At 68.5% G+C, this 18850-nt stretch carries 19 protein-coding genes and 1 tRNA gene; 8 read left to right on the forward strand and 12 right to left on the reverse strand.

Annotated features, from left to right (window positions below):
* Positions 1 to 36 precede the first annotated feature (36 nt).
* From GGR11_RS08130 to GGR11_RS08140, 3 genes are read left to right on the forward strand one after another with little or no spacing between them, the layout of a single operon-like run.
* On the forward strand, positions 37 to 969 hold the full coding sequence (locus tag GGR11_RS08130) for an ABC transporter ATP-binding protein (RefSeq protein WP_183196201.1): 933 nt from the start codon (positions 37 to 39) through the stop codon (positions 967 to 969).
* Positions 969 to 1736, forward strand: coding sequence for an ABC transporter permease (locus GGR11_RS08135; RefSeq protein WP_183196202.1), 768 nt, complete (start codon positions 969 to 971; stop codon positions 1734 to 1736). The genes GGR11_RS08130 and GGR11_RS08135 overlap by 1 nt, the downstream gene beginning before the upstream one ends.
* Positions 1737 to 1777: 41 nt before the next feature.
* Positions 1778 to 2944: a hypothetical protein gene (locus GGR11_RS08140; RefSeq protein WP_183196203.1), complete on the forward strand. Its 1167-nt coding sequence runs from the start codon at positions 1778 to 1780 to the stop codon at positions 2942 to 2944.
* A gap of 37 nt (positions 2945 to 2981) precedes the next feature.
* Here the strand turns inward: GGR11_RS08140 and GGR11_RS08145 are convergent, their stop codons facing one another.
* The 3 genes from GGR11_RS08145 to tsaD are packed head-to-tail and all read right to left on the reverse strand — an operon-like array spanning position 2982 to position 5579.
* Complete coding sequence (locus tag GGR11_RS08145; RefSeq protein ID WP_183196204.1) at positions 2982 to 3359, reverse strand: Rieske 2Fe-2S domain-containing protein; 378 nt, start codon at positions 3357 to 3359, stop codon at positions 2982 to 2984.
* Entirely contained in the window at positions 3352 to 4350 is a 999-nt protein-coding gene (locus GGR11_RS08150) for an NAD(P)H-dependent glycerol-3-phosphate dehydrogenase (protein ID WP_183196417.1), read from the reverse strand. The genes GGR11_RS08145 and GGR11_RS08150 overlap by 8 nt, the downstream gene beginning before the upstream one ends.
* Before the next feature lie 26 nt (positions 4351 to 4376).
* Positions 4377 to 5579 (reverse strand): tRNA (adenosine(37)-N6)-threonylcarbamoyltransferase complex transferase subunit TsaD, encoded by a 1203-nt coding sequence (gene tsaD / locus GGR11_RS08155; protein ID WP_246331604.1) that lies wholly within the window; start codon positions 5577 to 5579, stop codon positions 4377 to 4379.
* Here tsaD and hemC point away from each other — a divergent pair.
* From hemC to GGR11_RS08175, 4 genes are all read left to right on the forward strand, one after another.
* Positions 5578 to 6543: a hydroxymethylbilane synthase gene (gene hemC / locus GGR11_RS08160; RefSeq protein WP_183196205.1), complete on the forward strand. Its 966-nt coding sequence runs from the start codon at positions 5578 to 5580 to the stop codon at positions 6541 to 6543. The genes tsaD and hemC overlap by 2 nt on opposite strands.
* Entirely contained in the window at positions 6540 to 7277 is a 738-nt protein-coding gene (locus GGR11_RS08165) for a uroporphyrinogen-III synthase (protein ID WP_183196206.1), read from the forward strand. The genes hemC and GGR11_RS08165 overlap by 4 nt, the downstream gene beginning before the upstream one ends.
* 40 nt (positions 7278 to 7317) lie before the next feature.
* Positions 7318 to 7393, forward strand: a tRNA-Thr gene (locus GGR11_RS08170).
* A gap of 375 nt (positions 7394 to 7768) precedes the next feature.
* A complete protein-coding gene (locus GGR11_RS08175; RefSeq protein WP_008262454.1) occupies positions 7769 to 8122 on the forward strand; it encodes a helix-turn-helix domain-containing protein in 354 nt (117 codons plus the stop codon).
* Between the two features lie 4 nt (positions 8123 to 8126).
* Here the strand turns inward: GGR11_RS08175 and GGR11_RS08180 are convergent, their stop codons facing one another.
* From GGR11_RS08180 to GGR11_RS08195, 4 genes are all read right to left on the reverse strand, one after another.
* A complete protein-coding gene (locus GGR11_RS08180) occupies positions 8127 to 8486 on the reverse strand; it encodes a hypothetical protein (protein ID WP_183196207.1) in 360 nt (119 codons plus the stop codon).
* Between the two features lie 21 nt (positions 8487 to 8507).
* The gene (locus GGR11_RS08185; protein WP_183196208.1) at positions 8508 to 8957 is read right to left on the reverse strand and encodes a hypothetical protein; all 450 of its coding nucleotides are present in this window, start codon (positions 8955 to 8957) and stop codon (positions 8508 to 8510) included.
* Positions 8958 to 8970: 13 nt separating this feature from the next.
* Positions 8971 to 9144: a hypothetical protein gene (locus tag GGR11_RS16640; protein ID WP_221205107.1), complete on the reverse strand. Its 174-nt coding sequence runs from the start codon at positions 9142 to 9144 to the stop codon at positions 8971 to 8973.
* A gap of 197 nt (positions 9145 to 9341) precedes the next feature.
* Complete coding sequence (locus GGR11_RS08195) at positions 9342 to 9788, reverse strand: helix-turn-helix domain-containing protein (RefSeq protein WP_183196209.1); 447 nt, start codon at positions 9786 to 9788, stop codon at positions 9342 to 9344.
* A gap of 145 nt (positions 9789 to 9933) precedes the next feature.
* Here GGR11_RS08195 and metK point away from each other — a divergent pair, with 145 nt between their 5' ends.
* Positions 9934 to 11139, forward strand: coding sequence for a methionine adenosyltransferase (metK, locus tag GGR11_RS08200; RefSeq protein ID WP_183196210.1), 1206 nt, complete (start codon positions 9934 to 9936; stop codon positions 11137 to 11139).
* Between the two features lie 4 nt (positions 11140 to 11143).
* On the opposite strand, the gene GGR11_RS08205 is transcribed toward metK, so the two are convergent.
* The 5 genes from GGR11_RS08205 to GGR11_RS08225 form a co-directional block, all read right to left on the reverse strand.
* Positions 11144 to 12415: a pentapeptide repeat-containing protein gene (locus tag GGR11_RS08205; protein ID WP_183196211.1), complete on the reverse strand. Its 1272-nt coding sequence runs from the start codon at positions 12413 to 12415 to the stop codon at positions 11144 to 11146.
* Between the two features lie 53 nt (positions 12416 to 12468).
* Entirely contained in the window at positions 12469 to 13098 is a 630-nt protein-coding gene (locus tag GGR11_RS08210; RefSeq protein WP_183196212.1) for a bifunctional diaminohydroxyphosphoribosylaminopyrimidine deaminase/5-amino-6-(5-phosphoribosylamino)uracil reductase RibD, read from the reverse strand.
* Positions 13095 to 13808 (reverse strand): 2,3-diphosphoglycerate-dependent phosphoglycerate mutase, encoded by a 714-nt coding sequence (gene gpmA, locus GGR11_RS08215; protein ID WP_183196213.1) that lies wholly within the window; start codon positions 13806 to 13808, stop codon positions 13095 to 13097. Before gpmA ends, GGR11_RS08210 begins: the two co-directional genes overlap by 4 nt.
* A gap of 278 nt (positions 13809 to 14086) precedes the next feature.
* Entirely contained in the window at positions 14087 to 16651 is a 2565-nt protein-coding gene (locus GGR11_RS08220; RefSeq protein WP_246331606.1) for a TonB-dependent receptor plug domain-containing protein, read from the reverse strand.
* Between the two features lie 221 nt (positions 16652 to 16872).
* The gene (locus GGR11_RS08225) at positions 16873 to 18801 is read right to left on the reverse strand and encodes a methyl-accepting chemotaxis protein (RefSeq protein ID WP_183196215.1); all 1929 of its coding nucleotides are present in this window, start codon (positions 18799 to 18801) and stop codon (positions 16873 to 16875) included.
* Positions 18802 to 18850: the final 49 nt, after the last annotated feature.

Genomic DNA, 18850 nt, shown 5'->3' on the forward strand with positions numbered 1-18850 from the left:
GACGCCAGGCGCTACCGCCTCGGATCAGGAGCGCCCATGCCGGTTATCGAGATCGAAGGCCTGACCAAGACCTACAAGTCCGGGCTTCAGGCGCTGAAGCGCGTGGACCTGACCATAGAGAAGGGCGAGATCTTCGCTCTGCTGGGTCCGAACGGAGCGGGCAAGACCACCCTGATCTCCATCGTCTGCGGCATCGTCAACGCCACGACGGGCACGGTGATCGCCGACGGCCACGACATCCGCAAGGATTTCCGCGCCGCCCGCACCAAGATCGGCCTGGTGCCGCAGGAGCTGACCACCGACGCCTTCGAGACGGTGCTGGCCACCGTCACCTTCAGCCGGGGCCTGTTCGGCAAGGCGGCGAACCCGGCCCTGATCGAACAGATCCTGAAAGACCTGTCCCTGTGGGACAAGCGCGACGCCAAGATCATGACCCTGTCGGGCGGGATGAAGCGCCGGGTGATGATCGCCAAGGCCCTGAGCCACGAGCCGGACATCCTGTTCCTGGACGAACCGACCGCCGGGGTGGACGTCGAGCTGCGCCGCGACATGTGGGCCATGGTGCGCAAGCTGCGCGAGCGGGGCGTCACCATCATATTGACCACCCATTATATCGAGGAGGCCGAGGAGATGGCCGACCGGGTGGGCGTGATCCTGAAGGGCGAACTGATCCTGGTCGAGGAGAAGACCGCCCTGATGAAAAAGCTGGGCAAGAAGACCCTGACCTTGAACCTGATCGAACCGCTTCCAGCCCTGCCGGCCGACCTGTCCGGCTGGGATCTGGCGCTGAAGGCCGACGGAAACGAGCTGGAATACAGTTTCGACGCCCAGGCCGACGACACTGGCGTGCCGTCGCTGATCCGCAGCCTGGAGCGGCTGAACATCGGCTTCAAGGATCTGAATACCCGCCAGAGCTCGCTTGAAGACATCTTCGTCAGCCTGGTCCACCGTGATGGGGAGACCGTCTGATGAACTTCAACGGACATGGCGTCTGGGCCATCTATCGGTTCGAGATGGCGCGGGCCCTGCGCACACTGTGGCAGAGCGTGGTCACGCCGGTGATCACCACCGCGCTCTATTTCGTCGTCTTCGGCAGCGCCATCGGCGGCCGGATGCAGGAGGTGGACGGCGTGGCCTATGGGGCCTTCATCGTGCCGGGACTGATCATGCTCAGCCTGTTCACCCAGTCGATCTTCAACGCCTCCTTCGGCATCTATTTCCCGAAATTCACCGGCACCATCTACGAGATCCTGTCGGCGCCCGTGTCGTCGCTGGAGGTGGTGATCGCCTATGTCGGGGCGGCTGCGACCAAGTCGGCGGCGCTGGGGCTGATCATCCTGGGGACGGCGGCCTTCTTCGTGCCCTTGCAGGTGCTGCATCCGTTCATGATGCTGGGCATGCTGGTGCTGATTTCGGTGACCTTCAGCCTGTTCGGCTTCATCATCGGCATCTGGGCCGGCAGTTTCGAACAGCTGAACTTCATCCCCATGCTGATCGTGACGCCCCTGACCTTCCTGGGCGGCTCCTTCTATTCCATCGACATGCTGCCCGAGGGCTGGCGGACCGTGGCCTTGTTCAACCCGGTGGTCTATCTGATCTCGGGCTTCCGCTGGACCTTCTACGGCCAGGGCGACGTGGCGATCGGGATTAGCCTGGCGGCGACCCTGGGCTTCTTCGCCGTCTGCCTGGCCGTGGTCATGTGGATGTTCAAGACCGGCTACCGCCTCAAGAGCTGAGCCGTCACGAAACCGGCCAGATCGCCAGCGATTAGAGTATCATGTCCGACGACGCCAAGATCACCCCCGCCACGCCGCCCGCCTCGAACGGTCCATCGGGAGGACCGCCGGAGCCGTTCGTGCGCAAACAGGTGACCTGGGGGCGTATGCCCACGACCACCTTCCACGTCGGCCCGGTGCCGGTCGCGCCCAATCCGCTGGACCGGATCCCCAATCGCCCGCCGCGCACGACGCCGCTGGGCCAGACAGGCCCGAGCGGGGGCCAGGTTTCGAGACAGGTTCAGGAGCCGCCGCGCCGTGTCCCTGCGCCGCGCGCCGGCGGCAATATCCTGAGCGGGTCGCTGATCCCCCAGGCGCGTCCGGGCGCCGGTCCGGTGACGCCTGCGCCACAGCCAGAGCCCGCACCCGCGCCCAGCATTGACACGACCGTGCGGCCCCTGCCCGGCGCGGCTCTGACCAACGCCCCTTCGACGCCCGCCTCCCGGCCCCCCGTTTCGGCCGAACCGCCAACGGCGCCTGTCGATCAGCCCGATGTCGCCGAACAGGTCGCCGCGGCGCCTGTGGTCGCGGTCCCCGCCCTGGCCCCGCTTGAGCCGTCTCCTGCTGTTGAGGCCGCCCCTTCGGTCACGCCCAGTTTCGCACGCGCCGCGACCCGGCGGCCGTCGCGCCTGCCGCTGTACATCGGCGTCGGGGTGCTGGCGGTTCTGGCCGTGGGCGGCGGCCTGTGGTTCGCCCTGCGTCCCACCACTGTGGCCGCGCCGGTTGCACCCGCCCCGGCGTCGGCGCCCGAAGCCGTTGCGCCTGAAGCCCTGACGCCGGTCGCCGCGCCCCTGGAGACGCCGGCCGCGACCGCAGCGCCCGTCGAAGCTGCACCGGTCGAGGAAACACCCGTGGGTGCGGCCGCCCGGCCTGCGGCGGCCCCGGCTCCGACCACGGCCCGGACCACGGCCCAAACCACGGCCCCGACCACGCCCCAGACCTCGTCCGCGCGCCCCGCGACGACGACGCGTCCCCAGACGCCGGCGCAATCAACGACGCAAACCCCGGCGCCCCGGGCCCCGACGGCTCAGGCCCCGGCGGCCGTCTCGACGCCCCCCTCCGCAACGCCGGCGCCGGTCGTCGTCGTCGCGCCCGCACCAACCGCCGCGCGTCCGGCCCAGACCGACCCGAACGCTCCGGTCGTGACCCGGCCCCAACCGCTGGACTGAAGCCGCTTCCGCCCCCGCGCCCCGGCGTGTGGGGCGGTTAGGCCGTGCGGATGACGCCGCCGCTGGTCGTCACCGGCCAGGGCGTCAGCCGTCCGCCGGCGCAGGGGCCGCCCTTGCATTCGCCGGTCAGGGGTTCGAACACCGCCCCGTGCCAGCCGCACAGGATCAGGGCGCCGTCCGGCGTCAGATAACGGTCGATCTCCATGGCGATGGGAAAACCGGCGTGCGGACAGCGATCGACCCAGCCGGCCACCGCCCCATCCTTCTTCACCACGAAACCGTGAAAGAAGGCCTCGCCGATCTGAAGCACGAAGCCGCGCGCGCCGGGCTCGGCGATGTCGGCCTCGGCGCACAGGGCCACGTTCGGCGGCGTCTTCCAGACCCGTTTGCGCTCGGTCGGCGCCTCGTCAGACACGCTCGGCCTTCAGCGGGCGCGACAACAGGCCGTCGATCAGGCCGTCCACGGTGATCTCGCCCGCCAGCAGGGCGGCGATGCCCTCGGCGATGGGGGTCTCCACCCCCAGGCGCGCGGCCAGGGCGCGCACGGCCGGCGCGCTCTCGTAGCCTTCGGCCACCGAACGTTTGCCGGCCAGGGCCTGTTCCACCGTCTGGCCCTGGCCCAGGGCCAGACCCAGGCTCATGTTGCGCGACTGGGGACTGGAGCAGGTCAGGACCAGGTCGCCCAGGCCGCACAGGCCCGCCACCGTCTCGGCCTGACCGCCCATGGCGACGGCGAGGCGGGTCATCTCGGCAAAGCCGCGCGTGATCAGGGCGGCGTGGGCGCTGCGGCCCAGCTGACGCCCCTCGGAGACGCCGCAGGCTATGGCCAGGACGTTCTTCAATGCGCCGCCCGCCTCGGCCCCGATCAGGTCGGTCGCCAGATAGGGTCTGAAGCCCGGCGCCGACAGGGTGTTCAGCAGGCCCTGGCCCAGGACGGGATCGGCGCAGGCCAGGGTGACGGCGGTCGGCAGGCCGCGCGCCACTTCGCCGGCGAAACTGGGGCCGGACAGGACCGCCGCCGGGGCGGCCGGCAGGGTCTCGGCCAGCACCTCGGTCATCAATTTCATCGTGCCGCGCTCAACCCCCTTGGAGCAGAGCACCACCGGCACGCCTGCGCGGTGATGGGGCGCAAAAGCCGTCAGGGTCGCCCGCATATGCTGGGCCGGGGGCACGGCCAGGATCAGGTCGCAATCGCGCAGATCGGCCAGATCGGCGGTGAATTTCAGGTCCTCTGCCAGGGTGACGCCCGGCAGGTACAGGTCATTGGCCCGCGTGGTCGCCAGGGTCTCGACCAACTGGGGCTCGCGCGCCTGAAGCGTGGTGTCCAGTCCGGCGCGGACGCAGACCTGGGCCAGGGCCGTGCCCCAGGCGCCGGCGCCGATGACCCCTGCGGTGCGGAATTCCATGCGCCCTCCCGAGGCGGTCTCATTGGTCATGCCTTTGCGCCCTTGCGGCCCGGCTTGTGCGAAGGATCGGCCAGGGCGCGGGCTTCGTCCAGCGGCCATCGCGGCCGGGCGACCACATCGATGTCGCTGGTCAGGCCCAGCGCCAGCCGCTCGGCCCCCGCCAGGGCGATCATGGCGGCGTTGTCGGTGCAATAGGCCATCGGCGGCGCCAGGAAGTCGAAACCGTGTTTCGCCGCCGTCGCCTGCAAGGTCGCGCGGATCGTCTTGTTGGCCGCGACGCCGCCCGCCACCACGAACAGCCGGTGATCGTGGGTTTCCGCATAGGCCGCCAGCGCCCGCTCGGAGCGATCCGACAGTTGCCGGGCGATGGCGTTCTGGACCGCATCGGCCAGATCGGCCTTGTCCTGCTCGGTCTCGCAGGTCTGAGCGATGCGGAAGGCGGCCGTCTTCAGACCCGAGAAGGAGAAGTCGCAGTCCTTGCGCCCCAGCAGGGCGCGCGGAAGATCGATCTTTGATCCGTCGCCCTGCATCGCCAGCCGCTCCAGCGCGGGACCGCCCGGATAGCCCAGGCCCAGGGCCTTGGCGATCTTGTCGAAGGCCTCGCCGGCCGCGTCGTCGATGGTGGCGCCGATCCGGCTCATGTCGCCGACGCCGCGCACCTCAAGCAGCTGGCAGTGCCCGCCGGAGACCAGAAGCAGCAGGAAGGGATAGGCGACCTCCTCGCCCAACCGGGCCGAGACCGCATGCCCCTCCAGGTGATTGACCGCCACCAGAGGCAGGCCCCGCGCCAGGGCCGCCGCCTTGCCGAAGCTGAGCCCCACCATGACGCCGCCGACCAGGCCCGGCCCCGCCGTCGCGGCGATCCCGTCGAGGCCGTCATAGCCCAGGCCGGCTTCGGCCATGGCGCGGCGCGTGACCCCGGCGATCATCTCGACATGGCTGCGGGCGGCGATTTCGGGGACGACGCCGCCATAGGCCGCATGGTCGTCGATCTGGCTGTGAACGACCGAAGACAGGACCTCGGCCCGGCCGCCCCCTTCGGACGGGTGCAGGCGCACCACCGAGGCGGCGGTCTCGTCGCAGCTGGTCTCGAGACCCAGCACCGTCAGGGCTTCACCAGGAACGGGGGGGACATCCCGTCCAGTTGCCGCTGCGGCGCCGCTGCTATAGTCGGCGGAACTCTCCATCGGGTCGAGGTAGCGATCCGGCGTCCGGTAAGCAACGATCATGAACCTTCCTCTCCGCATCGGCACCCGGCGGTCCAAGCTGGCCCTGGCCCAATCGGGCATGATGCAGCGGGCCATCGGCCGGGCGCTCGGCGTGGCCGAGGCCGACATCGAGGCCGCCGTGCCCCTGGTCGAGATCGTCACCACCGGCGACCGGATCCAGGACCGCCGCCTGATGGAGATGGGCGGCAAGGCGCTGTTCACCAAGGAGATCGAGGAGGCCCTGCTGGACCGGCGAATCGACATCGCCATCCACTCGATGAAGGACGTGCCCGCCGAACAGCCCGAGGGTCTGTGCATCGCCGCCATCCCGGAACGCGAGGACGCCCGCGACGCCTTCATCAGCCGCGACTTCGACAGTTTCGACCAACTGCCCTTCGGCGCGCGGCTGGGCACCGCCAGCCTGCGGCGCCAGGCCCAGGCCCTGGCCCTGCGGCCCGATCTGAAGGTCGAGATGCTGCGCGGCAATATCGACACCCGGCTGCGACGCGCGGCCGAGGGGGATTTCGACGCCATACTGCTGGCCGTCTCGGGCATGACCCGGCTGGGCGTGACCGAACATATCCGCGAGAAACTGTCGCTGGACGCCTTTTTGCCGGCGCCGGGCCAGGGCGCCCTGGCCATCCAGACCCGCGCCGAGGACATCGACGCCCCCTGGGTCGCCGCCCTCAACCACCCGGAGACCGCCGTCGCCGTCGCCGCCGAGCGCGGGGCGATGACCGCGCTGGAGGGATCGTGCCGCACGGCCGTCGGCGCCTACGCCCTGATCGAGGGCGACACCCTGCGCCTGACCACTGAAATGCTCAGCCCCGACGGATCGGCCCGCTGGCGCCGCGTCGGCGAACTGTTCCTGTTCCAGGGTTTGGCGACCGAGGCCGACGCCCGCGCCCTGGGCGAACGGCTGGGCGGCGAGGTCCACGCCTTCGCCGGCGATCAGGAGGTCGATCCGGCGAGCCTGGACGGATGACGGCCCCGGGCGCCGCGGATCAGAGCCCCCGCGTCTGGATCACCCGCGCCCAGCCCGGCGCGTCGCGCACCGCCGCCCGTCTGCGCGACATGGGGTTCACGCCCCTGATCCAGCCCCTGCTGGCGGTGGAGACCCTGAGCCCGCCCGTCCCGGATCTGGATCGGTTCGCGGCCCTGGCCTTCACCAGCCGGAACGGCGTCGCCGCCTTCGCCGCCCTGACGTCCCGACGCGACCGGCCGGTCTTCGCCGTCGGCGACGCCACCGCCCAGGCGGCGCGCGAGGCCGGCTTCGTCGCCGTCCGCTCCGCCTCGGGCGACCTGACCGCCCTCGCCCGTCGGATCGCCGCCGAACTGAGCGACGCCGCCCTGCTGGCGCCCCAGGCCGAGACGCCCGCCGGCGACCTCGCCGCCGCCCTGGCCGCCGCCGACGCCCGCGCCGTCAGCCTGCACCCCCTGAGCGTCTATCGCACCGCCCCGACCGCCGCCGCGCCGCCAGAGGCGTTCGACGCCGTGCTGATCCACTCCCCGCGCGCGGCCCAGGCCCTGGCCGCCCTGGTTCCCGCCCCTCTGTCAGCGGCGCGCCTGGCCGGCGTCGTGATCGCCTGTATCTCGCCCGCCGCCGCCGCGCCCCTGAGCGCAGTCGGCCCGATGCCGGCGGTGGCGGGCGCCCCGGACGAAGTCACATTGCTCGCGACCTTGAAAGCGGCGCTTGGCAAGCGCGATATGCCCGTATAAAGAGCCCCTCTCGCGCGGGCTGCTTCGCCTTCGCAACCGGGCCGCTTTAGCTCAGCCGGTAGAGCACATCATTCGTAATGATGGGGTCAGGTGTTCGAGTCACCTAAGCGGCACCACCACTTCCCGGGTCTCCAGAGGGCTTATGGCCCCGAGACTTCGATGCGAAGATCCAGCATCGCACCGCTGCAGGAAAAATATCGGAATCGGATCCGACCAGTAGTTGTCGGGCTTTCCTCGGCCCGGCTTTCAGTCCCTGGGAGGGACGTCACAAACTATCCCGTTAACCTGATGCGAGTTTGAAACACCAGCATCAGCCCGAACAGTCTTGGTTAATTTCGTTTCAGTTGCGAAAGGCTCGCTCACAGCCTCTCCCCCAAGTTGAATATCTACCTATTCGCGGTACGTAGGATTCCCGTATCGTCGAGCTTTGGCTTGACGCCCTTGTCATTTTCAGGCCTGACGCAGGTATTCTCGCACGCCCGAAGGCCAAGATGAACGACGCAGTCGACCCAGTAGACATCGCAATCGGCGCCCGCATTCGCGCCCGTCGCGAGGAACTCCGCATCACCCAGGCGCAACTGGCGGCCGGCGCCGGCGTGACTTTCCAGCAAATTCAAAAGTATGAGCGGGGCGTCAACCGGGTCTCGGCCGCACGCCTGCTGCAGATCGCAGCGGTGCTGAAGTCCACGGGCGCGGCCCTGCTGGGCGAACTCGAGACGGCCGAGGGCGACGAACTGGCTCTGGCCGCGCCGGGCGTGGCGGAACTGTTGTCCGCCTTCCGCAGCATCCGCGACGCTGAAAAGCGCGACGCCCTCCTGGTCGTGGCCAAGGGCCTGCGCGACTGATCCGTCAGACCTGAGTCTGTCTCAACACCCGCTCCACCGGTTCGCCGCCCAGCGCGCCGGCCGAGGCATCGGCGAGCCAGATCTGGACCGCGACGATCGCACGAAGATCGAGGCCGTCGGAGCGTCCCGCATCGGCGATGTTCTGGCGCACGACCTCAAGCAGACAGGCGGCCTCCGCAGCGTTCGCGGGCTGGTGGTTGAGCAGGCTGGTCTCCGCCTCGACCATCGGTCCGAGATCCAGGTCGGCCAGCAGATTGTCCTCGCTGCCCGACAGACCCGATCCGCCGAGCTTGTCGGCCAGTCGGGCCGTGTCGAACCAGGACCGGAAAAGCGGCATGAAGGTCTTCAGAGGTTGAGTATTCACGCTGTGATGTCCTTGTAGATTTCAGGCGAGGCGCGACGTGGCGCTCAGGGATGTTTGAGGTCTGGCGTAGGGGGCCGAGGTCGCTTCCCAGACGCCGATCAGACCGAGGATCATGATCTCCACCCAGACCACCATCCGCGTCGTCACGATCGACCAAGTGAGGACGTCGGATCCAAACAGCGACGCGGCATGGGTGCCGAGCGCGAGAAGCTGAGCCCCGGCCGCGAACAGCAGCCACCAGCGGTCGTAGCGAAGGCTGAGCCGGACGAACCAGGCCAGAAGACTGACGGAAACAACGGCGACCGCCCATCGGAATTGACCGATGACCAGATGATCGACCCAGCCGGAAGCCAGCTGCGCGACGAAAAGGCCTGCGGCAGCCTCGCGCTCCGGCCGACCGCCCTTCCAGATGAGCAGCCCCAGCGCCAGGATGGTCAGGGCCGTGCCGAAGATCCAGAGCGGCGAAGGCATTCCGTCGGACCGATCAGGCGGCCAGATGCAACACGCCGGACGACGCCGACGCCTGGGGTTTGCTCTTGTCTTCGCCCATGCCTTCCAGACGCCAGCCGATGGCGTGGTCGTCCGCCACCATCGACAGCCCCGCGTGGCCGGCGGCGACCGCCGCACGAACCGTCGTGAGTCGGTTCAGGCCGGTCACGATATCCTCCAGGGCCGCCTGACCGAACCTCGGCCGCCAGCCGCGCCTCGACCCGCCCCTCAAGCGCGGTCTGGATCAGCTTGCAGACCTCGATCATGGCCTGGTCGATCGCGTGTTCGGCGGTCCTGACCTGGCGAGCGACCTTCACCCCGACGTTCATGTTTCGCATTCTGCCGTCCTCCAAAAGGATCCCCGCGTCAGCGGGCCCATTCGGGAGCGATCCGGTCGAACAGGGAGGGAACCACCATGCCTGCCGTCACGATCCCGATGGCGAGCAAGAGGGCGACGGCGGCCCCCGCCACGATGACCGCCAGTCGTGCGCCGACGCCGCGAGGCGGAGCCGGCAAGGACCAGGCGGACCGAATGAGCGGGCCGTCGTCGTCCGATTGTCCGGCCGACGCCACATCAACAAGCCCGTCTTCCGCCGCTTCGGATATGAGTATCGGTTCCCCTGAGTAGCCGTTACTCAGCCGCCGCGCCGCCAGCCTGCGGTCAGAGACCTCCAGTTTGACATAGGCGCGATGCAGGTGATTGCCGACCGTGCGGGGGGAAATGCCCAATCGCGCAGCGATCTCCTTGTCCTCGAGGCCCAGGCCGGCCAGGCGAACGCACTCGATCTCTCTTGGCGACAGGCTTTCAGGCATTCACGCGCTCCCCGCCTCGTCATAGCGGATTTCACCGGCACGACCAGACACGGCGTGGTTCCTGCGAACCAAAGACGGGAAGATCACTTGAACATATAAGCATGTCTTTATATGTTTGCCGGGCTGACATTGACAGGAGCCTCTTTTGGCCGCTCGTTCTTCCTTCCTCTTCACCTCGGAAAGCGTCTCCGAGGGCCACCCCGACAAGGTCGCCGACCGTATCTCGGATACGGTCGTCGACGCCTTCCTGTCGAAGGATCCCGAGGCCCGCGTGGCCTGCGAGACCCTGGTCACGACCCAGCGGATCGTCCTGGCCGGCGAGGTCCGCGCGACCCAGCCGGGCAACACCAAGGAACAGAACGAAGCCTTCACCCAGTCCATCATCGACAGCCTGGAGCCTCTGGTCCGCGCCGCGGTCAAGGACATCGGCTACGAGCAGGACGGTTTCCACTGGGAAACTGCGGAATACGCCTGCCACCTGCACGCCCAGTCGGCCGACATCGCCGTCGGCGTCGACTCGACCAATGAAAAGGACGAGGGCGCCGGCGACCAGGGCATCATGTTCGGCTATGCGTCGAACGAGACGCCGGAGTTGATGCCGGCCACCCTCCAGTACAGTCACAACATCCTGAAACGCTTGGCTGACGTCCGCCACGCGGGCGGCTCGCAACTGGAGCCGGACGCCAAGAGCCAGGTGACGATCGAATACGAGGGTGGCAAACCCAAGCGCGCCGCCTCCATCGTCCTGTCGACCCAGCACGCCAAGGGCCTGAGCTCGGAACAGGTCGCCGAGATCGTCAAACCCTATATTCTGGAAGTCCTGCCCGAGGGCTTCACCGACGAGAACACCGTCTGGCACATCAACCCGACCGGCATCTTCGAGATCGGCGGGCCGGACGGCGACGCCGGCCTGACCGGACGCAAGATCATCGTCGACACCTACGGCGGCGCAGCGCCCCACGGCGGCGGCGCCTTCTCGGGCAAGGATCCGACCAAGGTGGACCGTTCGGCCGCCTACGCCTGCCGCTACCTGGCCAAGAACGTGGTCGCCGCCGGTCTGGCCGACCGCTGCACCATCCAGATCTCCTACGCCATCGGCGTGGCCAAGCCCCAGTCGATCCACGTCGATCTGCACGGCACCGGCAAGATCTCCGAAACCCTGCTGGAAGAGAAGCTGCTGGGCCTGATCGGCGGCGCCACCCCGCGCGCCATTCGTAGCCATCTGGGGCTGAACAAGCCGATCTACGCCCGCACCACCGCCTACGGCCATTTCGGCCGCGAGCCGGACGCCGACGGTGGTTTCAGCTGGGAAAAGACCGATCTGGTCGATCAGTTGAAGGCGCTGGCCTAATCGCTCAGGCGGCCTGATCGTCCAGGGTCAGGCCGCGCACGCCCGTCAGATTGGCGTCCGTGAGGTCCAGCTGACGGGTCTGGGCGCCGTGCAGGGTCGCCCGGCCAAGGTCCGCGCCGGTCATGACGGCCCGGCGCAGATCCGCGCCCGACAGATCCGCCCCCCTCAGCACCGCCCCGGTCAGGTCCGCCGACAGCAGCCTGTCGGCCGCGATCAGCAGGGGACCGAGCTGGGCGCCGCGCATGTCGGCGCCGTTCAGCTTGGCGTTCTTCAGTCGCGCCCCGCGCAGGTCGGCGCGATGGAGTTTGGCCGAACGCAGGTCGGCGTTCTCCAGGTGCGCGCCTTGCAGCTGCACCCCCTCCATATCCAGGCCGTAGAAGATGGCGCCCTTGGCCGACAGTGCGGTCAGGTTCAGGCCGGTGATCGACTTCAGAGGGCGCAGGTCCACGCCGTCGAACACCGAGGGCTGGCCCTCGCTTCCGCCCGTTTCGCACCAGCGAGCGTGTTCGCGCAGCATTTCGGCGGCCGGCATCCGGGCTACGGACTCGCCGACTGTACTCTTGTCCGTCAGGGCGCCTTCCATATTGGCGCCGTCGGCGCACCACATGGTCATCTTGCAGCCCACCAGAATGGCGTCGCGCATGTCGGCGCCGGACAGATTGGCGCCCGAGAGGTCTGCGCCCGCCAGGTCGGCGCCGCGGAAATCTGCCTGTTTCAGGTTGGCGCGGACCATCTTGCAGTCCTTCATCACCGCGCCGGAGAAGTCGGCCTTGATGGCGATGACGCCCGACATCTTGGAGCGTTGCAGATTGGCGCCGGCCAGACAGGCTCCCGTCGCCTCGGTCTCCTCGCGCTGGCGCGGTTCGATGACCTTGAAGCCCAGTTTGGCGTCGGCGGCGGCGATAGTGCCCTCGCGCAGATCGGCCTCGAACAGGTCCGCGCCCGACAGATCGGCCCCGCGCAGGCAGGCGCCGCGAAGATCGGCGCGACGCAGGCTGGCGTCGGCCAGGACGGCGTCCTGCATGTCCGCGCCGAAGAAGTTGGCGTTGTCCAGCTTGGCCCCGGTCAGGTCGCAACCCTCAAGACAGGCGGCGGCGAAGTCGGCGTCGGCCAGGTTGCGCCCCTTCAGGCTCAGAAAGGAGATGTCGAGCCAGGCGAAGACCGCGCGGGCGCCGCCGGGGCGGGCCTGGAACAGACGGTCGTGCCGGGCGCAAACGAGGTCCAGCTCCGCCTGGGTCAGGCGTTTGCGTACAAGGGGTTCAGCAGCCTGGACCATTCAGCCAGGTTAACCGCAACCGGCTTAAGAAAGCCTTGCGCAACAGGCGGTTGTCACTCGGTCAGCAGACCCTGGTCGCGAAGGGCGTCGGCCAGATCCCCCGCAGAGGTCCATAGGCGGGTGTAGCCCGCCTCGCCCAGCCGCTTCAGTTCGGTCACCAGATCGGCCTTAGCCGCAGCGACGAACCGACCGTCAAAGCCCAGGCCGTCCGTGCTGATCCGCACCATGGGCCGCCCCGTCTCCAATCGGTGCAGGAAGCCCTCGCACAGGGCCGCGCCCTCGTCGCACATCAGGCCGGTCTCGACCGTCAGACCCTTCGCGCGCAGACGTTCGGTGCCGCGCCCGGCGGCGAAGGGCGAAGGGTCCAGACAGGCGATGACGACCCGCTCCACCCTCGCCTCAGTCAGGAAATGGGCGCAGGATTGGCGGCCCGAGGACCGGGCGCCGCAGGGCTCCAGCGTGACATAGACGGTCGCGCCTTCGATCTCGGCCCCGGCGGCCGGCACGGCCTGTTCCTCGGCATGGGGACGCCCGCCCGGCGCCGTGGCGGCCTGGGCGATGATCCGACCGTCCTTGACGATGACGCAGCCCACGGCCGGGTTCGGCCAGGTCTCGCCCATGCGGGCGGTGGCCAGATCAATGGCCTGGGCCATGAAGGCGCGGTCGGCGTCGGTCCAGCTCATGCGACGGTCGGCAGCTCTTCGGCGCGGGCCGCGTCGAGATAACGGGCGGCGGTCGGCTTCAGATCGGCGTCCAGGTCGATCTCCAGCGGATTGCCCGTCGGAATCTCCACGCCCACGATCTTGTCGTCCGGCACGGCGAACAGGAGTTTGACGATGGCCCGTAGGGAGTTGCCGTGGGCGGCGATCAGCACGTCCTCGCCCGCCTTCAGGCGCGGGGCGATCTCGGCGTCCCAATAGGGTTCGACCCGCTCCAGCGTGGTCTTCAGGCTTTCGGTGTCCGGGATGGACTTGTCGGCGTAGCGGGGGTCGGCGTTGAAATCGAACTCGCCGCCCGGCGCCAGCGGCGGCGGCGGCACGTCATAGCTGCGGCGCCAGATCTTGACCTGATCCTCGCCGTGCTTCTCGGCCGTCTCGGCCTTGTTCAGCCCGGTCAGACCGCCGTAGTGGCGCTCGTTCAGGCGCCAGTCCTCGATCACCGGGACATCGGTCAGACCCGCCGACTGCAGGGCCAGGGCGCCGGTGCGTTTGGCGCGGGTCAGAACCGAGGTGAACATGACCGCAGGGGTGAACCCGGCCTCGGCGATCAATTCGCCGCCGCGACGCGCCTGGGCCTCGCCTTCCGCCGTCAGATCGACATCGACCCAGCCGGTGAAACGGTTTTCAAGGTTCCACTGGCTCTGGCCATGGCGGAGCAGGATCAGGCGCGGCATTCGATCAGTCCTCGGCAAAACAGTCTGTCCGGGTAAGCCGCAGTCATGAGCCGGTCAAGGCTTGCGCGCCCCGCCGTGTTGCAACGCACAGCCCAGCCGACGCGCGCTCGGCTTGTGGCGGCCTGGGGCGGCCGCTAGGCTGTCGCCATGTCCGACCGTCTGTTCTTTCCCCTGGCCTTCGTCGCCATCGCCGTCCTGATCGCCCTTGCGGTGGTCTGGCCCTGACAGGTCGGAGGGCCGACAGGGGGAACGGCGCGGGCCTCGCCCTGCCCCTCGGATCAGTACAGGATCTTGCGCAGGTTGATCCGGAACACCCGCCCCTGCGGGTCCAGGTAGTCGCGCTGATAATTGACCGGCGTCGCCCCGTCGCTGCTGGTGACAGACGTCCGGTCGTCGAAGATGTTCTGCACCCCCAGACCGACGCGTGATCCCTTCAGGAAGGGAAAACGTTCGACCCAGGCGGTGCGCTGGGTCAGATCGGCGAAGGCGAACAGGTTGACCGTCGTGCGGTCCGAAAAGTCCAGATCGGCCGACCCGGCGGTGTCGCCCTCGACCGTCGTGCCCGACCGCCAGTTGGCGTTGACGAAGGCGCCGAAGCCGTTCTTGAACAGGCCGGTCTGCACCTGGACCTCGTGACGCGACTGGCCGCCCGAGCCGGAGATGGAATCCCCGTCCAGCAGGTTCAGGGGCGCCAGGCCGTCGCGGATCACCACCTCGTCCTGGACGCGCCAGGTGTGCGTCAGGGAGAAGTTGAACATGCCCTGGCCGGGTTGCATGCCGGGGGCGGCGGAGCCCCGCAGCCGCCCGCCGCCTGGACCGCCTGGACCGCCCGGCCCGCCCGGGCCGCCCGGGCCGCCCGGGCCGCCGCCCATACGCATCGCCCCTCCAGGGGGCCGGCCGCCCGGCCCCCCAGGCCTCTGACCCATCATGGCCGGATTGGGCTTGCCGAACGGCTTGGAGAAGTTGAAGCCCCACTGGACGTCCTGCTGCTCCCGGCTGGCGAAGTTCAGCGGACGGGCGTCGATGGACAGCAGGGCGCCAGGCACATTGGGATCGGCGCCGGGCTCGGCCGCTGCACGGGTGAACCGCTCCGGCAGGGCGGCCTCGAGGTCGGGGGTGATGGCGGGGAAGCTGGAAATCTCATCCTCGACCTCGGTGCGGGTATAGGCGAGATTCAGGCGCAGGTCGGTGGCAGAAAGCGGTTGCCAGTTGACGCCCAGCTTCAGGATTCGACGGTTCTCCGCCTTCAAGTTCGGATCGCCGCCGGTGATCTGGACGACCTGGACGGTCTGGCCGGTCGAATAGTCGAAGACGGCGGTGTTCGGCGTCGAGATGGTGGGATCGTTCAGTTGCTGGATCGTCGGCGCCTTGTCCTCGTCCGAATAGTTAGCCGACAGGGACAGTCGGGCGACCGGCGACCAGTTCAGACCACCGCCCAGAGTCGAGACGCCGCCGAAATCCGACAGTTCCTGATAGGCCAGGTTCATATTGGCCGACAGATCGCCGATCCTGGGCAGGACGCCGCGATCCACGCTGGAGATCGGAAGGTCGAAATTGGCCTGCAGGCTGCCCAGGTCGCGCGACTGGGACCGGTCGGTCGTCACGCCCGAACGGACGCTTTCGGAATCCAGGGACTGATGTTCGCCTCCGACCTTAAAGGTCGTGGTGACGCCCCCTGCCGGCAGTTCCCAGGCCGTGCCGTTGAACACCAGCTCGGCTTCCGCCGACTGGGAGATCGAATTGGCGGTGTCGCGGGCGGACGTCGTCACCGCGCCGGTCAGGTCGCCGAACGGGTTCACGGTCGTGTCGCCCGCCGTGATCGCGGCCTGCAGGGCGGCGGCGCTGACGCCGCGCCCCGTCGTGGTGTCTGTCTCGGTGCGGCTGTATTCGCCCGTGGCGGTCCAGCGCCAGTCGCCCAGATAGCCGTCAAACACCGTGCCCAGTTCCGCAGCGCGCGTATTGGTCTGGCGCTGCAGGGCGTCCGGCAGGCCGACGTAGCGATACAGATCGGCCGCCGCCCCGCCGGGCGACCAGGGATTGCCGGCCGGCAGACTCAGACTGAAGCCGGGCAGCCCCGAGTAGCTGCGGCTGCTGCTGTCCTCCAGGCTGCCACTCAGGGTCATGCCGACCTTGTCGTTCAGGTCGTGCTTGTAAGTCCCCGCGACCGACGCCTCGGCCGCGCGCGGCAGGAGGGTGCGGTAGGCGGTCCGCTCGCCGTTGTCGCCCGCCGAATCGACCCTGTTCGAGTCGGTGCGGTCGATATTGCGTTCGGTCTCGTACAACGCATTGCTGCTCTCGCCGTTGATGTCCAGCGACCAGCGGTCGGCCCCGGCGATCTTGAGAAGGTTGTTCTCGCTGGCCGTCGTCGTCCGGCCGCCCTGGTCCGACCGGCTGACGTTGACCGAGGCGGTCAGCGAGCGGAAGTCGGCCTTCAGCACGATGTTCACGACGCGCTGGTTGGCGCTGTAGCCGTAGGACAGGGCCGTCTCTTCCGGCAGGACGTCGAACCGCTCGATGGCCTCGGGCGGAATGCCGCGGATTTCACGGAAGCCGGAGATGCGACGGCCGTTGACCAGGAAGACCGGGGACCCGCCGCGCGCGCTGCGGGTCTGGGCCTCCAGCAGGGTCACCAGTTCGCCGATATTGGTGGCGCCGAAGGCCTGGATCTGGGCGGCGTCATACGAGACGATCGGTTCCTGTCCGCCCAGGGCCACGCCGCGCTTGGCGGCCGTCACCTCGATGTCGGGCAGGACCGTCGTCACCTCTTCCTGCTGCAAAGGCTGGATATCGGCGGCGCTGGCGGTCGGAGCGAGTGCGAGCAGCATGAGCGCGGTCGGAGTCATGAAAACCGTGTTCCAGAATGTAGATTTCAGGCCCTTTGGGCGTGAAAAACATGGCTGGAAAGCGGCGGAATTCATGACGTTTTGGAAAGCGTTGCATGCACCCCACACAGCCTGAACTTGCGCGACGGAAACGGATCGACGGCGCGTTCAACAGGGTTGGACTCGGGTCTTGCTCGTCCGATGACAGGACGGGGCGGAACCTTGGTCCCGCCCCCTTCTGATCAGAATTCTTCCCAGCCGTCGTCGTTCGAACCGACCGTCATGTCGCGGCCGTTGGCGACCTTGACCACGCGCTGTTCCGCACGCGGGGCCGGGCGGGGCGCAGAGCGCGCGGACGGGGCTGCGGGCGCGACTGAGGCCGGCTTTCCGCCCGAGACCTGGAAGAAGGAAACCTGGGCCGAAAGTTCGGCGGTCTCCTGGCGCAGGGCGTTGCTGGCCGCCGTCGCCTGTTCGACCATCGCGGCATTTTGCTGAGTGACCTGGTCCATCTGGTTCACGGCGACATTGATCTCGTGAAGGCCGGTCGCCTGCTCCTTGGCGGAGGCGGCGATCTCGACCACCAGATTGCTGATGTCATTGACCTGGGACGCGATGGCCTGCAGGGCCGAACCGGCCTCGCTGACCAGGCGCACGCCGTTCTCGACCTCGGCGCCCGAACTGTTGATCAGGGTCTTGATCTCCTTGGCGGCCTCGGCCGAACGCTGGGCCAGGGCCCGCACTTCAGAGGCGACCACCGCAAAGCCGCGTCCGCTCTCGCCGGCCCGCGCCGCCTCGACCCCGGCGTTCAGGGCCAGCAGATTGGTCTGGAAGGCGATCTCGTCGATCACGCCGACGATCTGGCTGATCTGGCGCGAGCCGTCCTCGATCTTCTGCATGGCCTGGACGGCGTTCATCACGACCGCGCCCGAGGCCTCGGCGCTCTGGCGGGCGCCGCTGGTGACCGTGGCGGCCTGGGTGGCGCCCTCGGCGGTCTTGCGGACCGTGACCGTGATCTCGTCCAGGGCCGCAGCCGTTTCTTCCAGGCTGGCGGCCTGTTGTTCGGTGCGGCGCGACAGGTCGTCGGAGGCCTGGCTGATCTCGCCTGCGCCGGAGTCGATGCCGCGGACCGAGCCGAGCACGCCGGTGACCGTCTCCTCCAGACGGGAGATCGACCGGTTGAAATCGGTTTTCAGGATTTCGCTGCGCGCCGGGAAGGGCGCGTCGATGCGATAGACCAGATCGCCGTCCGCCAGGGCGGACAGCCCCTTGCCCAGGCTTCCGATCACGACCGCATTCTCGGCCGCTTCCTGCGCGGCGGCGGCTTCGCGACGCCGACGCTCGACTTCCGACTCGTCGCGCATCGTTTCCGTTTCGAGCTCCAGCGCCTTGGCGCGCAGGCTATTGTCGCGGAAGATCTGCATGGCCTGGGCCATGGCGCCGACCTCGTCCTTGCGGTCGGTGTCGGGGATGGCGACGTCCAGCTTGCCGTTGGCCATGACCGACATGGCGCCGGTCATGCGGCGGACGGGCGCCACCATCAGGATGGACAGTTGCACGCCCAGGAAGACGGCGGCGGCGACCAGGATCAGTCCCCCGACCGCCAGGGCGATGAAGGAGGCGGTGATCGCCGACGCCTGTTCGGCGTCGCGCACGTTCATCCGCTCGATCTCCATATCGCGGATTTCGGTGATGGCCTTGGTGATGTGGGTGACGCGCACCCGGTCGCCGGAATCGATCACCACGCGACGCGCGGCCTCGATACGGGCGGGGTCCAGCGCCGCCTCGGTCAGCGGCGTGCCGAACTCGGTGCGCCAGGCGGCGGCGTCGGCCTGGGCTTTCTGGACAAGCGCCTTCTCATCCGACGTCAGGTTGGCGGCGCCCAGAGCGGCGACCGAGGCTTCGAACTGTTCCCAGCCCTTGCGGTAAACCTCGAGATAGTCGGCGTTCCCGGTCAGCAGAACGCCCCGCATCTGTGAGTTCAGGCGGATGAAGCCCTTCTCGGCCACATGGGTGTGGTCGATGATCGACTTGCTCTCGGCGTTCAGTTCAGCCGCCGTCTTCATCGCCGACAATTGGAAGAAGACCGCCCCGATCATGGCGGCCGCGACGGTCAGCAGAAGAGCAAAGGCGATCGCCAGTTTCCGCTGCATCGGAATGTTCTTCGGGTTCATGCGATCATCTCGGCGGCTTTAGGGCGCAACCCGGAACGGCGGACCGTTC

Origin of the sequence: Brevundimonas mediterranea (assembly GCF_014196125.1) — a bacterium.
Taxonomy (GTDB): Bacteria; Pseudomonadota; Alphaproteobacteria; order Caulobacterales; family Caulobacteraceae; genus Brevundimonas; species Brevundimonas mediterranea.